At 36.3% G+C, this 17932-nt stretch carries 15 protein-coding genes; 13 read left to right on the top strand and 2 right to left on the bottom strand.

Features of this window, described 5'->3' with window-relative positions:
* The first annotated feature begins 9 nt into the window (after positions 1-9).
* The 5 genes from KO527_RS03930 (at position 10) to sucD (ending at position 7400) form a co-directional block, all read left to right on the top strand.
* Positions 10-726 (top strand): succinate dehydrogenase iron-sulfur subunit, encoded by a 717-nt coding sequence (locus tag KO527_RS03930; RefSeq protein ID WP_216039071.1) that lies wholly within the window; start codon positions 10-12, stop codon positions 724-726.
* A 95-nt stretch (positions 727-821) separates the two neighbouring features.
* Complete coding sequence (locus KO527_RS03925; protein ID WP_216039070.1) at positions 822-3635, top strand: 2-oxoglutarate dehydrogenase E1 component; 2814 nt, start codon at positions 822-824, stop codon at positions 3633-3635.
* 10 nt (positions 3636-3645) lie between these two features.
* Positions 3646-5121 carry a 2-oxoglutarate dehydrogenase complex dihydrolipoyllysine-residue succinyltransferase gene (gene odhB / locus KO527_RS03920; protein ID WP_216039069.1) on the top strand — a complete coding sequence of 492 codons (1476 nt, stop codon included), beginning with the start codon at positions 3646-3648 and terminating at the stop codon, positions 5119-5121.
* A gap of 240 nt (positions 5122-5361) precedes the next feature.
* On the top strand, positions 5362-6528 hold the full coding sequence (gene sucC / locus KO527_RS03915; protein WP_042144224.1) for an ADP-forming succinate--CoA ligase subunit beta: 1167 nt from the start codon (positions 5362-5364) through the stop codon (positions 6526-6528).
* Positions 6528-7400 carry a succinate--CoA ligase subunit alpha gene (gene sucD, locus KO527_RS03910; protein ID WP_095367394.1) on the top strand — a complete coding sequence of 291 codons (873 nt, stop codon included), beginning with the start codon at positions 6528-6530 and terminating at the stop codon, positions 7398-7400. Before sucC ends, sucD begins: the two co-directional genes overlap by 1 nt.
* A 354-nt stretch (positions 7401-7754) precedes the next feature.
* On the opposite strand, the gene crp is transcribed toward sucD, so the two are convergent.
* Positions 7755-8393: a cAMP-activated global transcriptional regulator CRP gene (crp, locus tag KO527_RS03905; protein WP_216039068.1), complete on the bottom strand. Its 639-nt coding sequence runs from the start codon at positions 8391-8393 to the stop codon at positions 7755-7757.
* A gap of 474 nt (positions 8394-8867) precedes the next feature.
* On the opposite strand from crp, the gene cysS reads away from it, so the two are divergent.
* Both cysS and KO527_RS03895 read left to right on the top strand, forming a co-directional pair.
* Positions 8868-10277, top strand: coding sequence for a cysteine--tRNA ligase (gene cysS / locus KO527_RS03900; protein ID WP_216039067.1), 1410 nt, complete (start codon positions 8868-8870; stop codon positions 10275-10277).
* Positions 10278-10345: 68 nt separating this feature from the next.
* On the top strand, positions 10346-11128 hold the full coding sequence (locus KO527_RS03895; protein ID WP_216039066.1) for a hypothetical protein: 783 nt from the start codon (positions 10346-10348) through the stop codon (positions 11126-11128).
* 6 nt (positions 11129-11134) lie between these two features.
* Here KO527_RS03895 and KO527_RS03890 read toward each other — a convergent pair whose 3' ends face one another.
* Positions 11135-11887: a hypothetical protein gene (locus KO527_RS03890; RefSeq protein WP_216039065.1), complete on the bottom strand. Its 753-nt coding sequence runs from the start codon at positions 11885-11887 to the stop codon at positions 11135-11137.
* A 155-nt stretch (positions 11888-12042) separates the two neighbouring features.
* Between KO527_RS03890 and KO527_RS03885 the strand changes: the two genes are divergently transcribed.
* The 6 genes from KO527_RS03885 to nhaC all read left to right on the top strand — a co-directional run bounded on the left by KO527_RS03885 (position 12043) and on the right by nhaC (position 17907).
* The gene (locus KO527_RS03885; protein WP_216039064.1) at positions 12043-12465 is read left to right on the top strand and encodes a hypothetical protein; all 423 of its coding nucleotides are present in this window, start codon (positions 12043-12045) and stop codon (positions 12463-12465) included.
* A 160-nt stretch (positions 12466-12625) separates the two neighbouring features.
* Positions 12626-13084, top strand: coding sequence for a GAF domain-containing protein (locus KO527_RS03880; RefSeq protein ID WP_216039063.1), 459 nt, complete (start codon positions 12626-12628; stop codon positions 13082-13084).
* The gene (locus KO527_RS03875; RefSeq protein ID WP_042144236.1) at positions 13084-13365 is read left to right on the top strand and encodes a hypothetical protein; all 282 of its coding nucleotides are present in this window, start codon (positions 13084-13086) and stop codon (positions 13363-13365) included. Before KO527_RS03880 ends, KO527_RS03875 begins: the two co-directional genes overlap by 1 nt.
* Positions 13366-13377: 12 nt before the next feature.
* Positions 13378-14106, top strand: a complete 729-nt coding sequence (gene proQ, locus KO527_RS03870; RefSeq protein ID WP_216039062.1) for an RNA chaperone ProQ — start codon at positions 13378-13380, stop codon at positions 14104-14106.
* An 11-nt stretch (positions 14107-14117) separates the two neighbouring features.
* Positions 14118-16142 (top strand): carboxy terminal-processing peptidase, encoded by a 2025-nt coding sequence (prc, locus tag KO527_RS03865; RefSeq protein WP_216039061.1) that lies wholly within the window; start codon positions 14118-14120, stop codon positions 16140-16142.
* 301 nt (positions 16143-16443) lie between these two features.
* The gene (gene nhaC / locus KO527_RS03860; RefSeq protein WP_216039060.1) at positions 16444-17907 is read left to right on the top strand and encodes a Na+/H+ antiporter NhaC; all 1464 of its coding nucleotides are present in this window, start codon (positions 16444-16446) and stop codon (positions 17905-17907) included.
* The last annotated feature ends 25 nt before the right edge of the window (positions 17908-17932 follow it).

The raw sequence follows: 17932 nt of genomic DNA, 5'->3' as shown, positions 1-17932 counted from the left end.
AGCAGTTCGATGAAATTAGCATTTTCGATCTATCGTTATAATCCTGATGTAGATACGGCACCACGTATGCAGGAATACACTCTTGAACTTGAAGAGGGTAGCGATATCATGGTACTGGACGCATTAATCCAGTTAAAAGAACAAGATCCAACTTTATCTTTTAGACGTTCATGTCGTGAAGGTGTATGTGGTTCTGATGGTCTAAACATGAATGGTAAAAATGGTTTGGCATGTATCACACCTTTATCTACTCTAAAAAGAGGCAATAAAGCGATTGTGATCCGCCCACTACCAGGTTTACCTGTAGTACGTGACTTAGTAATTGATATGACGCAATTCTATACTCAGTACGAAAAAGTAAAACCTTATTTGATCAACAATGATACAAATCCTCCTGCTCGTGAACATCTTCAAAGTATCGAAGAACGTGACAAGCTAGATGGTTTGTACGAATGTATCTTATGTGCATGTTGTTCGACGTCTTGTCCATCATTTTGGTGGAATCCAGACAAATTTATCGGACCTGCTGGTCTTCTTCATGCGTATCGTTTCCTTGTTGATTCTCGCGATACAGCAACTGAAGAACGTCTTTCAGATCTTGATGATGCATTTAGTGTTTTCCGTTGTCACGGGATCATGAACTGTGTCAGTGTATGTCCAAAAGGCCTTAATCCAACAAAGGCTATTGGTAATATCAAATCTATGTTACTTAACCGTTCTATCTAAGTAACCAGATTTAACAATATTTAGATAGCCATATTTCAATATTATGGCTATCTTTGTGTTTAACTATTTCTGCGCTAGAAGAAAAGGGCTTATAAATGCACGAAGGTGTAATGAAGGCATGGTTAGATTCGTCTCACATGAATGGCGGCAACGTTGCTTATGTAGAAGACTTATATGAAGCGTATTTAGATGATGCGACTTCGGTGCCAAATGAATGGCGTGAAGTGTTCGACCATTTACCAAAAGTAGATGGTGTTGATGTTGAGACTAAACACTCAGATATCAGAACACAATTTGAAACGCTTGCAAAAAACAAGCATAAAGAAGTTGTTGTTGCGACAGGTGGAGCAGGTGATGCGAAGCAAGTTAAAGTACTTCAACTGATTAATGCATTCCGATTCAGAGGCCATCAAAGTGCCAATCTTGATCCACTAAACCTGTGGAAACGAGATAAAATTCGTGAGTTAGAACTTTCACATCACGACCTATCAGAATCAGACCTTGACCGCGAATTTAATGTAGGTTCTTTTGCCATCGGCAAAGAAACCATGCCTTTAGGTGAGCTATATAAAGCACTAAAAACTACTTATTGTGGTTCTATTGGTGTTGAATACATGCATATCACTTCGACAGAAGAAAAGCGTTGGTTACAACAGCGTTTTGAGTCGGTCCAGTCTACACCCAACTTCACTAAAGAAAATAAGCTACGTATCCTTCAAGGATTAACTGCAGCTGATGGTCTTGAAAAATATTTAGGTGCGAAGTTCCCAGGTGCTAAACGTTTCTCACTTGAAGGTGGTGATTCGTTAGTTCCAATGTTAAAAGAACTTGTTCACCGTGCTGGCGAAAGCGGGCAAAAAGAAGTTGTTATAGGTATGGCTCACCGTGGTCGACTTAACGTACTTCTTAACGTATTAGGTAAAAATCCATCAGATTTATTTGATGAATTTGCCGGTAAAGCACAAGTAAATTCAGGTTCTGGTGACGTTAAATACCATATGGGTTACTCATGTGATTTTGCTACCAAAGGTGGCAACGTACATATGGCGTTATCATTTAACCCATCTCACTTAGAAATTGTAAATCCTGTAGTAATGGGTTCTGTTCGTGCTCGTCTTGACCGTTTAGGTTGTAAAGATGGCTCTAAAGCATTACCAATTACGTTACATGGTGATTCTGCAATCGCAGGTCAAGGTGTTGTACAAGAAACTTTCAATTTATCTCAGACTCGCGCATTTAGCGTAGGTGGTACAATTCGTATCGTGGTAAATAACCAAGTAGGTTTCACTACTTCTAAGCAAGAAGATGTACGTTCTACAGAATACTGTACAGATATTGCTAAAATGGTACAAGCACCAATCTTCCATGTTAATTCTGATGATCCAGAAGCTGTTACTTTAGTAACGCAAATCGCTTTAGATTACAGAAATAAATTTAAACGTGACATTGTAATCGATTTAGTGTGTTACCGTCGTCATGGCCATAATGAAGCTGATGAGCCAAATGCAACTCAGCCTATTATGTATCAAAAAATTAAAAAACATCCTGTTCCGCGTCAAATTTATGCAGAACAACTTAATGCTGAAAATGTTATTTCTCTTGAAGAATCAAAGAAAATTGCCAATGATTACCGCAATAGTTTAGATGCGGGAAAATGTGTTGTTGAAGAAAAACTTCCTGAAACATCACATTCATCAGATTGGAGTAGTTTTGTTGGCCATGATTGGGATGTTGAATATGATGCAAGTTTACCAGTTGATAAACTAAAAGAACTTGCTTCAAGTCTTGCTACATACCCTGAAGGGCATAAAGCACAATCACGCGTCGCTAAAATTTACGGTGACCGTAAATTGATGGCTACTGGTGAAAAACTATTAGATTGGGGCATGGCAGAAAACTTAGCATACGCGTCAATTGTCGATGAAGGCACTGACATTCGTATGACAGGGCAAGATTCTGGTCGTGGTACATTCTTCCACCGTCATGCTGTTGTTCATAACCAAGCTGATGCATCAACGTATTTACCACTTGAAAATGTTCGTGAAGGACAAGGTAAATTCGAAGTATATGATTCAGTTTTATCTGAAGTTGCGGTTCTAGCTTTTGAATACGGTTATGCTACTGCTGAGCCTACGACATTAGTTATGTGGGAAGCGCAGTTTGGTGACTTTGCAAATGGTGCACAAGTTGTTTTTGATCAATTCTTAAGCTCAGGTGAGCAAAAGTGGGGCCGTTTATGTGGCTTAACTTGTATGCTTCCACATGGTTATGAAGGTCAAGGTCCAGAGCATTCATCTGCGCGTCTTGAACGTTTTTTACAGTTATGTGCTGATCATAATATGCAAGTGGTTGTACCATCAACACCTGCGCAAGTTTATGCAATGCTACGTCGTCAGACTGTAAGACCGCTTCGTCGTCCTCTTATCGTTATGACACCTAAATCACTTTTACGTCACCCTCTTGCTGTTTCTTCTTTAGAAGAATTGTCTGAAGGTGTATTCCATAACGTAATTGATGAAATTGATGATATTAAGCCTGAAAATATTGAACGTGTTATATTTTGTAGTGGTAAAGTTTACTACGAATTATTACAAGAACGTCGTGCAAAAGAGCTAAACAATATTGCAATTGTTCGTATGGAGCAGCTATACCCATTCCCTCATGCGGAAATGGAAGCAATCGTACAGCGTTATAGTCATGTTAAAGACTTTGTTTGGTGTCAAGAAGAACCGCAAAACCAAGGTGCTTGGTATTGTTCACAACATCATTTCAGACAAGCAATTCCAGCAAATACGTATTTAGAATATGCCGGTCGTCCAGCTTCTGCAGCACCGGCATGTGGTTCTAAATCTTTACATGACATTGAACAAGCAACTTTAGTTGCTGACGCTCTAACAATTAATAAATAAAGGACAAGAGATGACAACCGAAATTAAGGTTCCAGTTCTTCCTGAATCTGTAGCAGATGCAACAATCGCGACTTGGCATGTAAAAGTTGGTGATACTGTTAGCCGCGATCAGAACTTAGTAGATATCGAAACAGATAAAGTTGTGCTTGAAGTTGTTTCACCAGAAGATGGCGTTATAACTGAAATTAGCCAAGAAGAAGGTGCTACCGTATTAGGTGAGCAACTTATCGCATTAGTTGGTGCAGCAGGCGCTGTAGCAACTCCAGCAAATACTCAAGCGCCTGCTACTGCAGCGCCAGCATCAGAAGGTAACCCAGTGGATATTAACGTTCCAGTACTTCCAGAATCAGTTGCAGATGCAACAATCGCTACTTGGCATGTTCAGCCAGGTGAAGCTGTATCACGTGATCAAAATCTAGTTGATATTGAAACTGATAAAGTTGTTCTTGAAGTTGTAGCACCTGAAGATGGTGTAATGGGCGAGCACATTCACGCTGAAGGCGATACCGTTCTTGGCGAACAGTTAATCGGTAAAATCATTGCTGGTGCAGCGCCTGCTGCAGCATCAGCAGCACCTGCTAGCGCAGCTGCTTCAGACGAAAGTTCTGATGTATTAACACCGTCGGTACGTCGTTTAATCGCTGAAAAAGGCCTTGATGCTTCAAAAATTAATGGTACTGGTAAAAATGGCCGTGTAACTAAAGAAGACGTTGATAACTTCTTAAAAGCACCAGCTCCAGCTGCAAAATCAGCACCAGTAGCTGCCGCACCAGCACCAGTTGGCGAGCGTACGCAAAAACGTGTTCCTATGACACGTTTACGTAAAACAATCGCGACACGTTTACTTGAAGCTAAAAACTCAACTGCAATGTTAACAACATTTAATGAAGTTAATATGAAGCCTATCATGGACCTTCGTAAGCAGTATAAAGATGCATTCGAAAAGCGTCATGATATCCGTTTAGGTTTCATGTCTTTTTATGTTAAAGCTGTTACTGAAGCGCTTAAGCGTTTCCCTGCAGTAAATGCATCAATTGATGGCGATGATATCGTATACCATAACTTCTTTGATATGAGCATAGCTGTATCTACACCTCGCGGGCTAGTTACACCTGTATTACGTGATTGTGATAAAATGTCTTGTGCAGAAATTGAAAAGAATATTCGTGAATTAGCACTTAAAGGTCGTGATGGTAAATTAACTATCGATGATATGACTGGTGGTAACTTTACTATTACGAATGGCGGTGTATTTGGTTCATTACTTTCAACGCCTATCTTAAACTTACCACAAGCTGCGATCCTTGGAATGCATAAAATCCAAGACCGTCCTATGGCAGTGAACGGTAAAGTTGAAATCTTACCTATGATGTACTTAGCGTTATCTTACGATCATAGATTAATAGATGGTAAAGAGTCTGTTGGTTTCTTAGTAGCGATTAAAGAATTACTAGAAGATCCAACTCGTCTTTTACTAGATGTTTAATAAACTAGATTAATATTTAAGCTGCAACTTAGGTCGCAGCTTTTTTTTGGTTAATTTTTAACTTATATTTAGATTAAAAATTAGCAACTGCGAATAAATATCAATTCTATTGTAATTTTATTGGCAATTCTTGATACAGGGTATTTCTTTGTATCGTGCGGGGATCTATACTATCCGCGCAATTTGGGAAGCTGAATAAAAATTCAGCTTGATTAGCACTAAAAAATTGGATAAAGCATCATGAATTTGCATGAGTACCAGGCAAAACAACTTTTTGCCGAATATGGTTTACCAGTATCTGAGGGTTTCGCTTGTGATACTCCTCAAGAAGCTGCTGAAGCGGCTGATAAAATCGGCGGTGATATGTGGGTTGTTAAAACTCAGGTACACGCGGGTGGCCGTGGTAAAGCTGGCGGTGTTAAGCTAGTTAAAACTAAAGAAGAAATTAAAGATTTCGCACAACATTGGTTAGGTAAGAACTTAGTAACTTACCAAACTGATGAAAATGGTCAGCCAGTAGCTAAAATTTTAGTTGAAAGCTGTACGGACATCGCTAACGAGTTATATCTTGGCGCTGTTGTTGACCGTGCTTCACAAAAAATCGTTTTCATGGCATCTACCGAAGGCGGTGTTGACATTGAGAAGATTGCTGAAGAGACTCCAGAGTTAATTCACCAAGCTGAGATTGATCCACTTGTTGGCGCTCAACCTTACCAAGCACGTGAATTAGGTTTTAAATTAGATTTAAACCCAACTCAAATGAAGCAATTTGTTAAGATCTTTATGGGTCTTGCTAAAATGTTTGAAGATTTCGATTTCGCATTATTAGAAATCAACCCGTTAGTTATTACTGACGAAGGTAACCTTCACTGTTTAGACGGTAAAATTGGTATCGATGGTAACGCTTTATACCGTCAACCTAAAATCCGTGCGTTCCACGATCCGTCTCAAGAAGATGAGCGTGAAGCACAAGCAGCACAGTGGGAACTAAACTACGTTGCTCTAGATGGTAATGTTGGTTGTATGGTTAACGGTGCAGGCCTAGCGATGGGTACTATGGACATCGTAAATCTACACGGCGGCAAACCAGCTAACTTCCTAGATGTTGGTGGCGGCGCAACTAAAGAACGTGTTGCTGAAGCATTTAAAATCATTCTTTCTGACGAAAACGTTAAAGCTGTTCTTGTAAACATCTTTGGTGGTATCGTTCGTTGTGACATGATCGCTGAAGGTATCATTGGCGCAGTTAAAGAAGTTGGTGTAAATGTACCTGTAGTTGTACGTTTAGAAGGTACTAACGCTGAAGCTGGTCGTGAAGTATTAGCAAACTCTGATGTTGACATCATTGCTGCTGCATCTTTAACTGATGCTGCTGAAAAAGTTGTTGCTGCTGCGGAGGGCAAATAATGTCTGTATTAATTAATAAAGATACAAAAGTAATCTGTCAAGGTTTCACTGGCGGCCAAGGTACTTTCCACTCAGAGCAAGCGCTTGAGTACGGTACACAAATGGTTGGTGGTGTTTCTCCTGGTAAAGGTGGTCAAACTCACCTTGGTCTTCCAGTATTCAATACAGTTCGTGATGCTGTAGAAACGACAGGTGCAACTGCATCTGTAATCTATGTTCCAGCTCCTTTCTGTAAAGATGCAATCTTAGAAGCTATCGATGCTGGCATCGAACTAATTGTTTGTATCACTGAAGGTATCCCTACACTAGATATGGTTGACGTAAAAGTTAAGCTTGATACTTCTGGTGTTCGTATGATCGGTCCTAACTGTCCAGGTGTTATCACTCCTGGCGAGACTAAGATCGGTATCATGCCTGGTCATATCCATAAGCCTGGTAAAGTAGGTATTGTATCACGTTCTGGTACTTTAACTTATGAAGCAGTTAAGCAAACTACTGATGCTGGTTTTGGTCAGTCTACGTGTGTTGGTATTGGTGGTGATCCAATTCCAGGTACTAACTTTATCGACGTTTTAGAAATGTTCGAAAAAGATCCACAAACTGAAGCAATCGTAATGATTGGTGAAATCGGTGGAACAGCAGAAGAAGAAGCTGCTGAGTACATTAAAGCTAACGTGACTAAACCTGTTGTATCTTACATTGCTGGTGTTACTGCTCCAGAAGGTAAGCGCATGGGTCACGCTGGTGCTATCATCGCAGGCGGTAAAGGTACTGCAGATGAGAAATTTGCTGCGCTAGAAGCTGCTGGTGTTAAAACTGTACGCTCACTTGCTGAGATCGGTAAAGCACTTACAGAAAAAACTGGTTGGTAGTCTACCTACTTAGTTTAATCTAATAAAAAGGTCACTTAAGTGGCCTTTTTTAATGCCTAAATTTTAACTAATAAGACTTTTCTGGTGTTAAAACGTACAGATACTAGCAGCTCTTACCCAAAGAAAGCGCTAAAGCACTTACAGAAAAAACTGGTTGGTAGTCTACCCAATTAGTTTAATCTAATAAAAAGGTCACATAAGTGACTTTTTTAATGCCTAAATTTAATCTAATAAGACTCTACTGGTGTTAAAACTGTACGCTACTAGCAGCTTTTACCCAAAGAAAGCGCTAAAGCACTTACAGAAAAAAATGCTTGGCAGTTTAACCACTTAGTTTAAGACCTTTTTGCTTAATTAATATCGGCTATTACGAACGACAATAGTCTTACCTTTGGCTTCAATTAACCCTTGTTTCTCTAAATTTTTTAGAACTCTACCAGCAACTTCACGAGTGCATCCAACTAAATGTGCTATTTCTTGTCTTGTTATTTTTATCTGCATACCTTCAGGGTGAGTCAATGCGTCTGGTTCTTTGCAAAGTAGCAGTAAAGTATTTGTAATTCGGCCAGATACATCCATAAAAGCTAACTCTTTTACTTTTGCTGTGGTATTACAGAGTCTTTGCGCTATTTGAGAAGTGATTAAAAACATTAAATCGGGAAAGCGGTTTATCACTGTCTTAAATTGATGGTAAGAAATCTCAGCAACAATACAGTGAGATTTTGCTCTAACACATGCTGTACGGGTTTTTTCTTGGTTAAATAGGCCCATTTCTCCAAAAAATTGTCCAATATTCAGGTAAGCAACAATAATTTCATGACCACCTTCATCTTGTGCAATAACACTGGCAGCACCTTCAATAAGATAGAATAAAGACTGACTTTTTTCACCCGTTGTTACAATTGATGATTTCGCAGGATACTTTTTACGGTGACAAAAAACTAAAAAGTCATCAATTTGTTTGTCAGATACTGAAAATGGGTTTAATGCCAAGTTATTACCAATATTAAACTTACATTTTTCAATTATGGTATGGCAAACACCATTTTGCTAATATCTTGACTTAAACAATTATTTATTTATAAATTTCATTTTTGTGACCTAGCTCACACTTTTTAATTACAAATAGCCTAATCTATAGATATGCAAGATTACAAATCAAAAAGTCCCCAACTTTTAATTTAAAGCCCTTTGGAGAAGAAAGGGCTTTTATTTTGTCTTAAATTCAATCTATATCATTATCTATATGCAGTGTTTTCAGTTATTGCATCTTATATTTTTCATGTTAATATCGAAATATGAACTTATATACTAATCACCAGACTAATAAAAACCTTCAAACTTGTTGCTGTTGTAATTTACTGCGGCCATTTTTTAGTATGTAACGTTAAAATTAATTTTTAAAAGGCCGTTGAGAAATCAATGGCCTTTTTTTGTGCCCGAATAAAATAACTTAAAGAGAAATTTATGCATGAAACAATAAAAGAACTTGCACTATTTGATACATTTGAAAGGAAAGTTCGACATTTTGAACCTATTAAAAATAATTGGGTAGGTTTATATGCATGTGGGCCAACAGTTTATGATTATGCACATATTGGTAACTTAAGAACTTATATCTTCACAGATATACTTAGAAGGACATTGGAGTTTAATCATTATGATGTTAAGCATGTAATGAATATCACCGATGTAGGCCATTTAGTATCTGATGCTGATTCGGGTGAAGATAAAATGCTTAAAGGAGCTAGAAAACAAAATAAGTCAGCTTTTGATATTGCTAAATATTTTGAAAGTGCTTTTTTAAAAGATACTGATGCATTAAATATTAAGCGACCTAAAATAATTTGTCGTGCTACTGAGCATATTAATGAACAAATTAGCTATATATTAGAAATAGAAAAAAAAGGGTTTACTTATATTACCTCTGATGGCATTTATTTTGATACTCAAAAATTAGCAAATAATAACTTTATATATGGGGAACTTGCTAGATTAGATATAAAAGGGTTACAAGCGGGAACGAGAGTTGATCAAGGAGAAAAAAGAAGTTTAACTGATTTTGCGCTATGGAAATTTAGTAATATATCTTCAAATAGTACCCAAAGTAGACAAATGGAATGGGACAGTCCATGGGGTATTGGTTTCCCGGGATGGCACATTGAATGCTCTGCAATGAGCGAAAAATATCTTGGTAAAGTTTTTGATATTCATGTGGGTGGTGAAGATCATATACCTGTGCATCACGCGAATGAAATAGCGCAATGTCAGGCACGCCATGGTAAAAACCCTGCAAATTTTTGGATGCATGGCTATTTTCTAAAATTAAATAAAGAAAAAATTTCAAAATCTGGTAAGTCTCTTTTATTAAAAAGTATTATTGATAAAGGGTTTGATCCATTAGCATATCGTTATTTAACTTTAACGAGTCATTATCGTAGCCAGCTAAACTTTAGCTGGGACGCATTGGAATCTGCTAGTGTAGCGCTCAAAAGGCTTAAATCAGCAATCAATAGTTATGCTGATGGAGGCTCAGTTGATTTAAGTTTTGAAGTTATGTTTAAAAATTTGATAAACAATGATTTAAACATGCCTCAAGCTTTAACCGTTTTGTGGGCTGTAATAAAAAGTAATTTAAAGGATAAAGATAAAAGGGCAACGGTGCTTCATTTTGATAAAATATTGGGTTTGTCTTTAGGTGAATTTAGTATAGATAAATGCGTAGTTCCAAGTGAAGTAATCGCTCTGGCGGATCTAAGACAGAAGGCAAGATCAAATAAAGATTGGCAGGGCTCAGATATTATAAGAGAAAAAATCGCACAATTAGGGTTTTTGATTGAAGATTCAAAGGGCAGCTATATAATTTTAAAAAAATAAATTATGTATTTATGCTGTGATTGAAGCATAATCACAGCAAAACTTTATTTATGTAGTGGAATACTGATTTGAGTGATAAACAAGGGCCATATCAGCAAATGATTGCTGTACATGGAAGCGATTTTAATACATGTTTTTATTGTGGTTGTATCGCAACAGAATTTGATTATGCCCCGCCAAAAAAATATGCTGAGTTTTATATTCATACACGCTCTGAAGCTGATTTTTATCAAGTACCGACTTGTAAAGAATGTTGCAGTGCACTAAAACAAGAAAAATCAGCTCTAGTTGGTGAACGTGCAGATATTGCAAAAAGAAAAATAGCAAAAAAATATAAAAAAGCCATTCACGTTTATCAAATGTGGAATGAAGATGAAGCACAAGAGCTTGATTATAATCTTCAAAAATGTGTGCAAGCGGGTATTGGCTTAGGTAAAGAGTCTTCAATACGCAGCCAATATCAAGGATTTGAATTTGAAGTTGATGGTGAGAAATTAAAAATTGCTAATATTCCCGTTACTATGATCACTGTTTTTGATAATGAATTCACTGACTTTAGAGATGCACTCGAATTTGCGAGTACACAATACCGTGTTCCTAAAGCAAAACTAAAAGACTTATATTCTGAAAATGACAATAGTTTTGAAGCTGCAATAGAGATATATCATGCAAAAATGGATAAAAGTTTGTTTGATAAAAAACTAAAAAAATTATGCAAAGTTTTTTCCAAAGAACATAAGCAAAATGTCGATTTTGTCTTGAGAACAGTGACTTATTATATGAAACAAGATGATAACCTTTCAATTGAACTCGCTTTAAACAAGTTATATACAGAAAGGGTGGCGTCATAAATCGTTTTATCGCCAATCAATACCTTGTTTGTAGGATACCAAGTTTGAATTATTGAGCACTTCTAGGTGCTCTTTATTTGGTGCATCAGAGCATTTTATTGGATCAGCTTCAGGTTCTGACCATGCTGTCATTCCACCCATATACTCGCGATTAAATCCCCATGAACCGCATGATAGTATGTTATCTGTCTTTTTAAAATGGCGACATACGACACAGGTTTCAAATTTCACTATAATGTCTTTACCTTCTATGCCATAACTATCTGAGACAAATGGCGTATCGTATATAGCAACTGTTGATGCGCGCATTATTATATTTTTCCAAGGTTTATCATGATGATCAATTGGCGTTTGATGCATTCCATGACCAAATTCAAGTGGTGGAGCATCATAAAAAGGTTCAGGGTGTGTCGCTGGGATATCTAGCTGAACTTTATCTTCACCGCGAGGGAGTTTTGCATTTGTATTTCTAAATTGCATGATACGAAACTGATCACATATTTTTTGCTGTTTAGTGTGAGAAAATCCATTTTTATTAGCTAGAAAATGAATTTCTATACCAATTCCTGTAGCATTGTCTTTTGCTATGTAAGACGCCTGACTACCACCATTATGATACCAAGGCATTGAAAATGCTAAGATACCAATGTTTGTATTGTTGTAAACAACAGGGCATGTCTTTGCTACCAGTAAGTCTTGGGCAGATGTCTGCAAAGATATGACAATTAATAATAAACTAATCACAATGTTAGATTTCATAACTTAGCCATTGTTAATGTTGTTATTTTAATTGTAGCGCTTATTTTATATACAGCTTTGTATATTTAAATCTGTGATTATAGACTTTTGTCTTATTTAGCTTACTTAGTTAAATGATCAACACTTAGGTTTACTAATTATAAAACAGGTTAACTATGAATTCTGCAGCTATAAATAAGGCTAAAGGCCAGCATAAAGTTGAAAACGCAGTACTTATTAAAAGTGTGATATATTCTCTGATCTCTCCTTTATTGATTGGTATATTAATTGGTTTGTATTATGTACTCACATTAGAAAATGCGACCAGTCAAATATTCTTTAATATCATCATGACCGCGATATCAAATGCACATATTGTTGGCTTAACTATGGGATGTTTTGTCGTACCAGGGTACTTATTTTTATTCAAATTAAATAAAATAACTTATTGGGCTATTTTAACAATTGCTTTACTAGGTGGTGCACTGTTTTCATTTATTTTTAGTGCAACTAGTTCAATGATATTTTTTGTTAATACCTTAATGTCATTAACTGCAGCAGGTATATTTTTAAACTGTCTTCGTCGGTTCACAAAATAAGCATTTTTTTAAATACACCATCAACTCTGTTTATAATCTAAACAAGATTTTTGTTTTTTACACTTTAAGTGGATTTTTTGATGGATAAAGGTTTCATTTAAAGCCTACAAAGAGTACCTTTGCTTATTATTGTGTTTTAAATAGTAATTAGTTTATAAAAATGAGTAAACAAGCTTTCTATCAGACTTTAGCTGAACAAGCAAAATCACTTACTGAAGGTGAGCCAAACGTTATAGCGAATATGGCAAATTTAAGTGCGTTGCTATTCATGTCTTTAGAAGATATTAATTGGGCTGGTTTTTATCTTATTGATAATCCAGAACAGTTAGTTTTAGGGCCTTTTCAAGGTAATCCAGCTTGCATACGTATTCCTGTCGGTAAAGGGGTATGTGGTACTGCGGCATCTTTAAAAGAAACGCAATTAGTTGCTGATGTTCATGCTTTTGCTGGACATATCGCTTGTGATGCTGCTTCTAACTCAGAAATAGTTGTTCCTATCATTAAAGATGGTAAAATATATGCTGTTTTAGATATTGATAGTCCATCGCTTTCACGTTTTGATGAAGAAGACAAAGCTGGCTTAGAAACACTAATACGTCAATTTGAGACTCAAGTGTAATGAAAGATTTAATGAATGTTCAAGATTTCCTCGTTTCTGATTGTGATGTCGGTGATTGGGAAGGAAATGAAGAATTAGTTGCAGAAAATCTCAATGAGTTGATCCACATCGCTTGGGCTCAACTTCCGGATGATTTATCATGTGACAAAATAGATAGTATAATTAATAGTATTTGGCAACATCTTCGTGGCGATACAGCTATTATAGAAACTGACTTCGAAGAGTTGGTCGACTGGGTTAATCAACATGTCCTGACATCGTTAGATGAGCAGATGGAATAAAAAGGTTTAGAAATGAGTACCACTGGCAATCAAGAAATTACAGATATCAAACAAGAAGCAACTGATATTGAACAAACTAAAACTGAAGTAGTGCAAGAAAACCCTGATAAGTTAAAAGATATCAATGCAGTTCTTGCCTTTTTATACAAAGAGTTTTCTGTTTGTTTTAAAGAAAAAGATGGTATAAAACCGCTTAAAGTAGGTATCTTCAAAGATATAGCTCAAAGAATTGAAGGTAATGATAACGTAAGTAAGACTCAAATTCGTCAAGCCTTACGTAAATATACGTCGCATTGGCGCTACCTTGAAGCTGTGAGCAAAGTTGAATTCAGAATCGATCTTGATGGAAACGATTGTGAGAAAGTTGAGCAAGAACATATTGATCATGCTGCTAAAGCATTAGAAGAAAGCCGTGCAAAGTTTGCTAAACGTAAAAAGCAACAACGTCCACGTACAGATGCTACTAAAAAGTCCTTTAAGCCAGGTTCTAGAAATAAATCTGCTGATAAAGGAACTAAACCAGTAGTTGCAAAGCCTAAGAATGAAAATGCGCCTCGTCGTTCTGGAAAAATAGTTGCATTAACTGCGGAACAAATTAAATTAAATGCTAAAGTTAAAGTAAAGCTAGGCCAGACATTAGTGAACGGAACAATCACTGAAATCAATAAAGATGATATTCATGTTGTAATTGTTACTGGAATGCTAGTGAAGACTAAGGCTGAAAGTCTATACACAATCTAAGGAGATGGTCTATGAGTAAATGTTTTAATCTCATTCCTCTTGCAGCTGCATTTATTGCAGCAAATGCGTTCGCTAAAGTAGAAACGATAACACTAGAAGATTTACCTGTTTTAAAACAAGAATCTCAACATAGTACCGCTAGCAAAAGGGTGACTAATTTCTTTACTCGCGCCCATTACAAGCTCATTGATTTAAATGATGAGCTTTCCACAAAGATATTTGACCGTTATTTAGAGTCGCTAGATTTCGGTAAACGTATTTTTTTGAAATCGGATATTGATAGTTTTGAACAATACCGATTTCTAGTCGATAACGCGTTAAGTACAGGTAAACTTGATTTTGCCTTTGACATTTTCAATGTCAGCATGAAACGCCGTTTTGATAGTTATCAATATTCTATTTCTTTATTAGATAAAGAAATGAAATTTGAGAACGAAGATGAATATAAGTTCGACCGAGAAGAGGCTAAATGGGCCACTACTCAGGCTGAACTAGATGAAATATGGCGTCAAAGAGTTAAATATGATGCTTTACGTCTTAAAATGACAGGCAAGGAATGGCCTGACATTAAAGAAATACTGACTAAACGTTATAGCTACACTTTAAAAAGGTTAGTTCAAACAAATAGTGAAGATGCCTTTCAAATCGCAATGAATGCATTTGCGCGAAGCATTGAAGCCCATACCTCATATTTATCACCTCGCCGTGCCGAACAGTTTAAAATGGACATGGATCTAGAGCTTGAAGGTATTGGTGCAGTACTTGGTTATGACGAAGATTACACTGTTATTCGCTCTCTCGTGCCAGGAGGCCCTGCTGATAAATCTGAAAAAATAAAGTCAAATGATCGTATTATTGGTGTTGCTCAAGGAAAAGAAGATTTTGTTGATGTGATCGGTTGGCGTTTAGATGATGTTGTAGAGTTAATTAAAGGGCCTAAAGGTACTCTTGTTCGCTTGCAGTATTTAAAAGGTGCTGATACCCATGGCAAGCCATCAATTGTAGATATTACTCGTGATAAAATTCGTTTAGAAGATCGCGCAGCTAAATCTGAAGTATTTAAACCGAGTTATTCAGACATAGATACAAAAATTGGCGTTATTGATATTCCTGGTTTTTACAACAATTTATCTGGTGATGTTAAAAAAGAGCTAGCAAAATTAAAAGAGCAAAATGTCGATGGGATTATTATCGATTTAAGACAAAACGGTGGCGGTTCGTTATATGAAGCAACACAATTGTCGGGTTTGTTTTTTGATCAAGGTCCTGTAGTTCAAATCCATAATTTAAATGGTCGTGTTGAACAACAAAAAGATGTTGATGGTGTCACTTATTATGATGGCCCTTTAACAATTTTAGTTGATAGATATAGTGCTTCAGCTTCTGAGATATTTGCTGCCGCAATGCAAGACTATGGTCGCGCGGTTGTTATTGGTGAACAAACCTTTGGTAAGGGCACAGTTCAGCAGCATAGAGGTTTAGGCAGAAATTACGATTTATATGAGAATAGCTTAGGTAGTATCCAGTATACGATTGCAAAGTTTTATCGAATAAATGGTGGTAGTACGCAACATAAAGGTGTGATTCCTGATATTTCATTTCCTTCAGCGATAGACCCAGCTGAATGGGGTGAGTCGCAAGAAGATAATGCCTTGCCTTGGGATAGCATTAGAAATGCAAAATATACTTCTATGGCTGATCTAAAACCGGCTATTAAGTTTTTACAAAAACAACATGATGACCGTATCATCTCAGAACCTGAATTTAATTATGTGTTTGAAGATATCGCGCGTTATAAAAAAGAAAATGATCGTAAAACGATTTCTTTAGTTGAAAAGAATCGTATTGAGCAAAGAGATAAAAATGAAAAACTTTCTCTTGCTCGTGTTAACAAAAGATTAATGCGTTTAGATAAAAAACAAGTGACATCATTAGATGACTTACCTGATGAGTTGACTGATATGGACCCATTCTTAGAAGAAACGGCATTAATTACTTCTGATTTTATTAAGTTTGGTCGTTATGTAAAAAAATAACTTTTAAACTTGTTATAAAAAAGCGCTCCGGCGCTTTTTTTTTATGCAAAATATGTACTTTTATATTCAAAGGAAATGATATTAAATTCTAATTTATAAAACTACTGCACTGATATTTAACAATATAAATCATAAAAAATGATGTTTAATACAATGTTATATTTATGCACAATATTTTGAGTTAAGGTTTGATATACTCGATACAGCGTTAAAAAATTAGACGCGATAAAAAATAAAGCGTGATATTTGATATCAATTTTATATCTAAATATTACCGATAATTACAGTTAGAGGAATACACGTGAAGCAAATCAAGCAAGCACATTTTTTTGATGCGTTACTACCAATTTTAATTTTAATCACATTACTCGGTTCGTCAGTTTACCTTTTTGGGGATAACTCATCTTATGGCCCCAACCAAATTGCATTATTATTTTCTTCAGGTATTGCGATACTCATTGGACTTAAAAATGGCTACAAATGGGCTGATTTAGAAAGTGCGATGATTAAGGGCATTACATTGTCTTTAGGCGCTATTTTAATATTATTTATGGTCGGAGCCTTAATTGGAACTTGGTTATTGTCTGGCACTGTTCCAACATTGATATATTATGGTCTTCAATTAATTAATCCAAGTTGGTTCTATGCTGCAAGTTGTATTTTATGTGGCATAGTTGCAATGAGTATTGGTAGTTCTTGGACAACAGCTGCAACCATTGGTGTTGCATTATTAGGGGTCGCTGCGGGTTTAGGGCTTAATGAAGCCGTTACTGCGGGTGCCGTTATTTCAGGCGCTTATTTCGGAGATAAACTATCCCCATTGTCAGAAACAACTAATCTAGCACCTGCTGTTGCGGGTTCTGATTTATTTTCTCATATACATCATATGATGTGGACTACGGTACCTAGCTTTATCATCGCGCTTATAATATTTACATTTTTAGGTTTTAATGCCGGAAATGTAACTGATAGTGCACGAATTGATCAAATAAATGGCATTTTACAATCTAACTTTGATATTAGTTTTATTATGTTAGTCCCTTTAGCTGTTTTATTGACGTTAGCTTTAAAGAAGATGCCTGCTTTTCCTGCAGTTGCAATTGGTGCCTTGTTAGGTGCTGTATGGGCGCTTATATTTCAACAAGATTTAATCACATCTCAGTTAGCTGCGGATCAAAATGCTATCATAGGTACTATTAAAATTGTTTGGGGCGCTTTCTTTGATGGTTTTAGTGTTTTAACAGGTGATGAGAAAATGGATAAGTTACTTAGTGGTGGTGGCATGTCCAGTATGTTAAATACAACATGGCTTATCATGATGGCGCTTATGTTTGGTGCTGTGATGGAAAAAGTAGGTTTATTAGAGGTTTTTGTACGCAGTATTTTAAAAATAGCTAAAAGCACAGGTTCTTTAATAGCATCAACAGTCGCGACATGTATCGGTACAAATATGATTGCGGCGGACCAATATATGGCGATTGTTATGCCAGGTCGTATGTTTAAAGAAGAGTATCAAAAGCGTGGTTTAGCACCTGTTAACTTGTCTCGTACTTTAGAAGATGGCGGAACGATAACAAGTCCATTGATACCATGGAATACCTGTGGTGCATATATGCATTCAGTGTTATTAGTAAATCCATTAGATTATGCATTTTATGCTTTCTTTAATCTTATCAACCCAGTACTTTCTATTATTTATGCTTATTTAGGCATTAAAATCCTAAAATTAGAACCTAAACATTTACAAGAACAACAAACTGCTTAATATTATAAAAATATTTAAAGTATAT

It is taken from the genome of Pseudoalteromonas sp. C2R02 (assembly GCF_018860845.1).
Classification (GTDB): domain Bacteria; phylum Pseudomonadota; class Gammaproteobacteria; order Enterobacterales; family Alteromonadaceae; genus Pseudoalteromonas.
The sequence above is the reverse complement of the archived record's forward strand: the minus strand, read 5'-3'. Positions and strand labels throughout refer to the sequence as shown.

Excerpts from the sequence above, each read along its gene's own strand:
- KO527_RS03930 (WP_216039071.1), top strand. The coding sequence starts at position 10 with ATGAAATTAGCATTTTCGATCTATCGTTATAATCCTGATGTAGATACG.
- KO527_RS03925 (WP_216039070.1), top strand. The coding sequence starts at position 822 with ATGCACGAAGGTGTAATGAAGGCATGGTTAGATTCGTCTCACATGAAT.
- odhB (WP_216039069.1), top strand. The coding sequence starts at position 3,646 with ATGACAACCGAAATTAAGGTTCCAGTTCTTCCTGAATCTGTAGCAGAT.
- sucC (WP_042144224.1), top strand. The coding sequence starts at position 5,362 with ATGAATTTGCATGAGTACCAGGCAAAACAACTTTTTGCCGAATATGGT.
- sucD (WP_095367394.1), top strand. The coding sequence starts at position 6,528 with ATGTCTGTATTAATTAATAAAGATACAAAAGTAATCTGTCAAGGTTTC.
- cysS (WP_216039067.1), top strand. The coding sequence starts at position 8,868 with ATGCATGAAACAATAAAAGAACTTGCACTATTTGATACATTTGAAAGG.
- KO527_RS03890 (WP_216039065.1), bottom strand. The coding sequence starts at position 11,887 with ATGAAATCTAACATTGTGATTAGTTTATTATTAATTGTCATATCTTTG.
- KO527_RS03885 (WP_216039064.1), top strand. The coding sequence starts at position 12,043 with ATGAATTCTGCAGCTATAAATAAGGCTAAAGGCCAGCATAAAGTTGAA.
- KO527_RS03880 (WP_216039063.1), top strand. The coding sequence starts at position 12,626 with ATGAGTAAACAAGCTTTCTATCAGACTTTAGCTGAACAAGCAAAATCA.
- KO527_RS03875 (WP_042144236.1), top strand. The coding sequence starts at position 13,084 with ATGAAAGATTTAATGAATGTTCAAGATTTCCTCGTTTCTGATTGTGAT.
- proQ (WP_216039062.1), top strand. The coding sequence starts at position 13,378 with ATGAGTACCACTGGCAATCAAGAAATTACAGATATCAAACAAGAAGCA.
- prc (WP_216039061.1), top strand. The coding sequence starts at position 14,118 with ATGAGTAAATGTTTTAATCTCATTCCTCTTGCAGCTGCATTTATTGCA.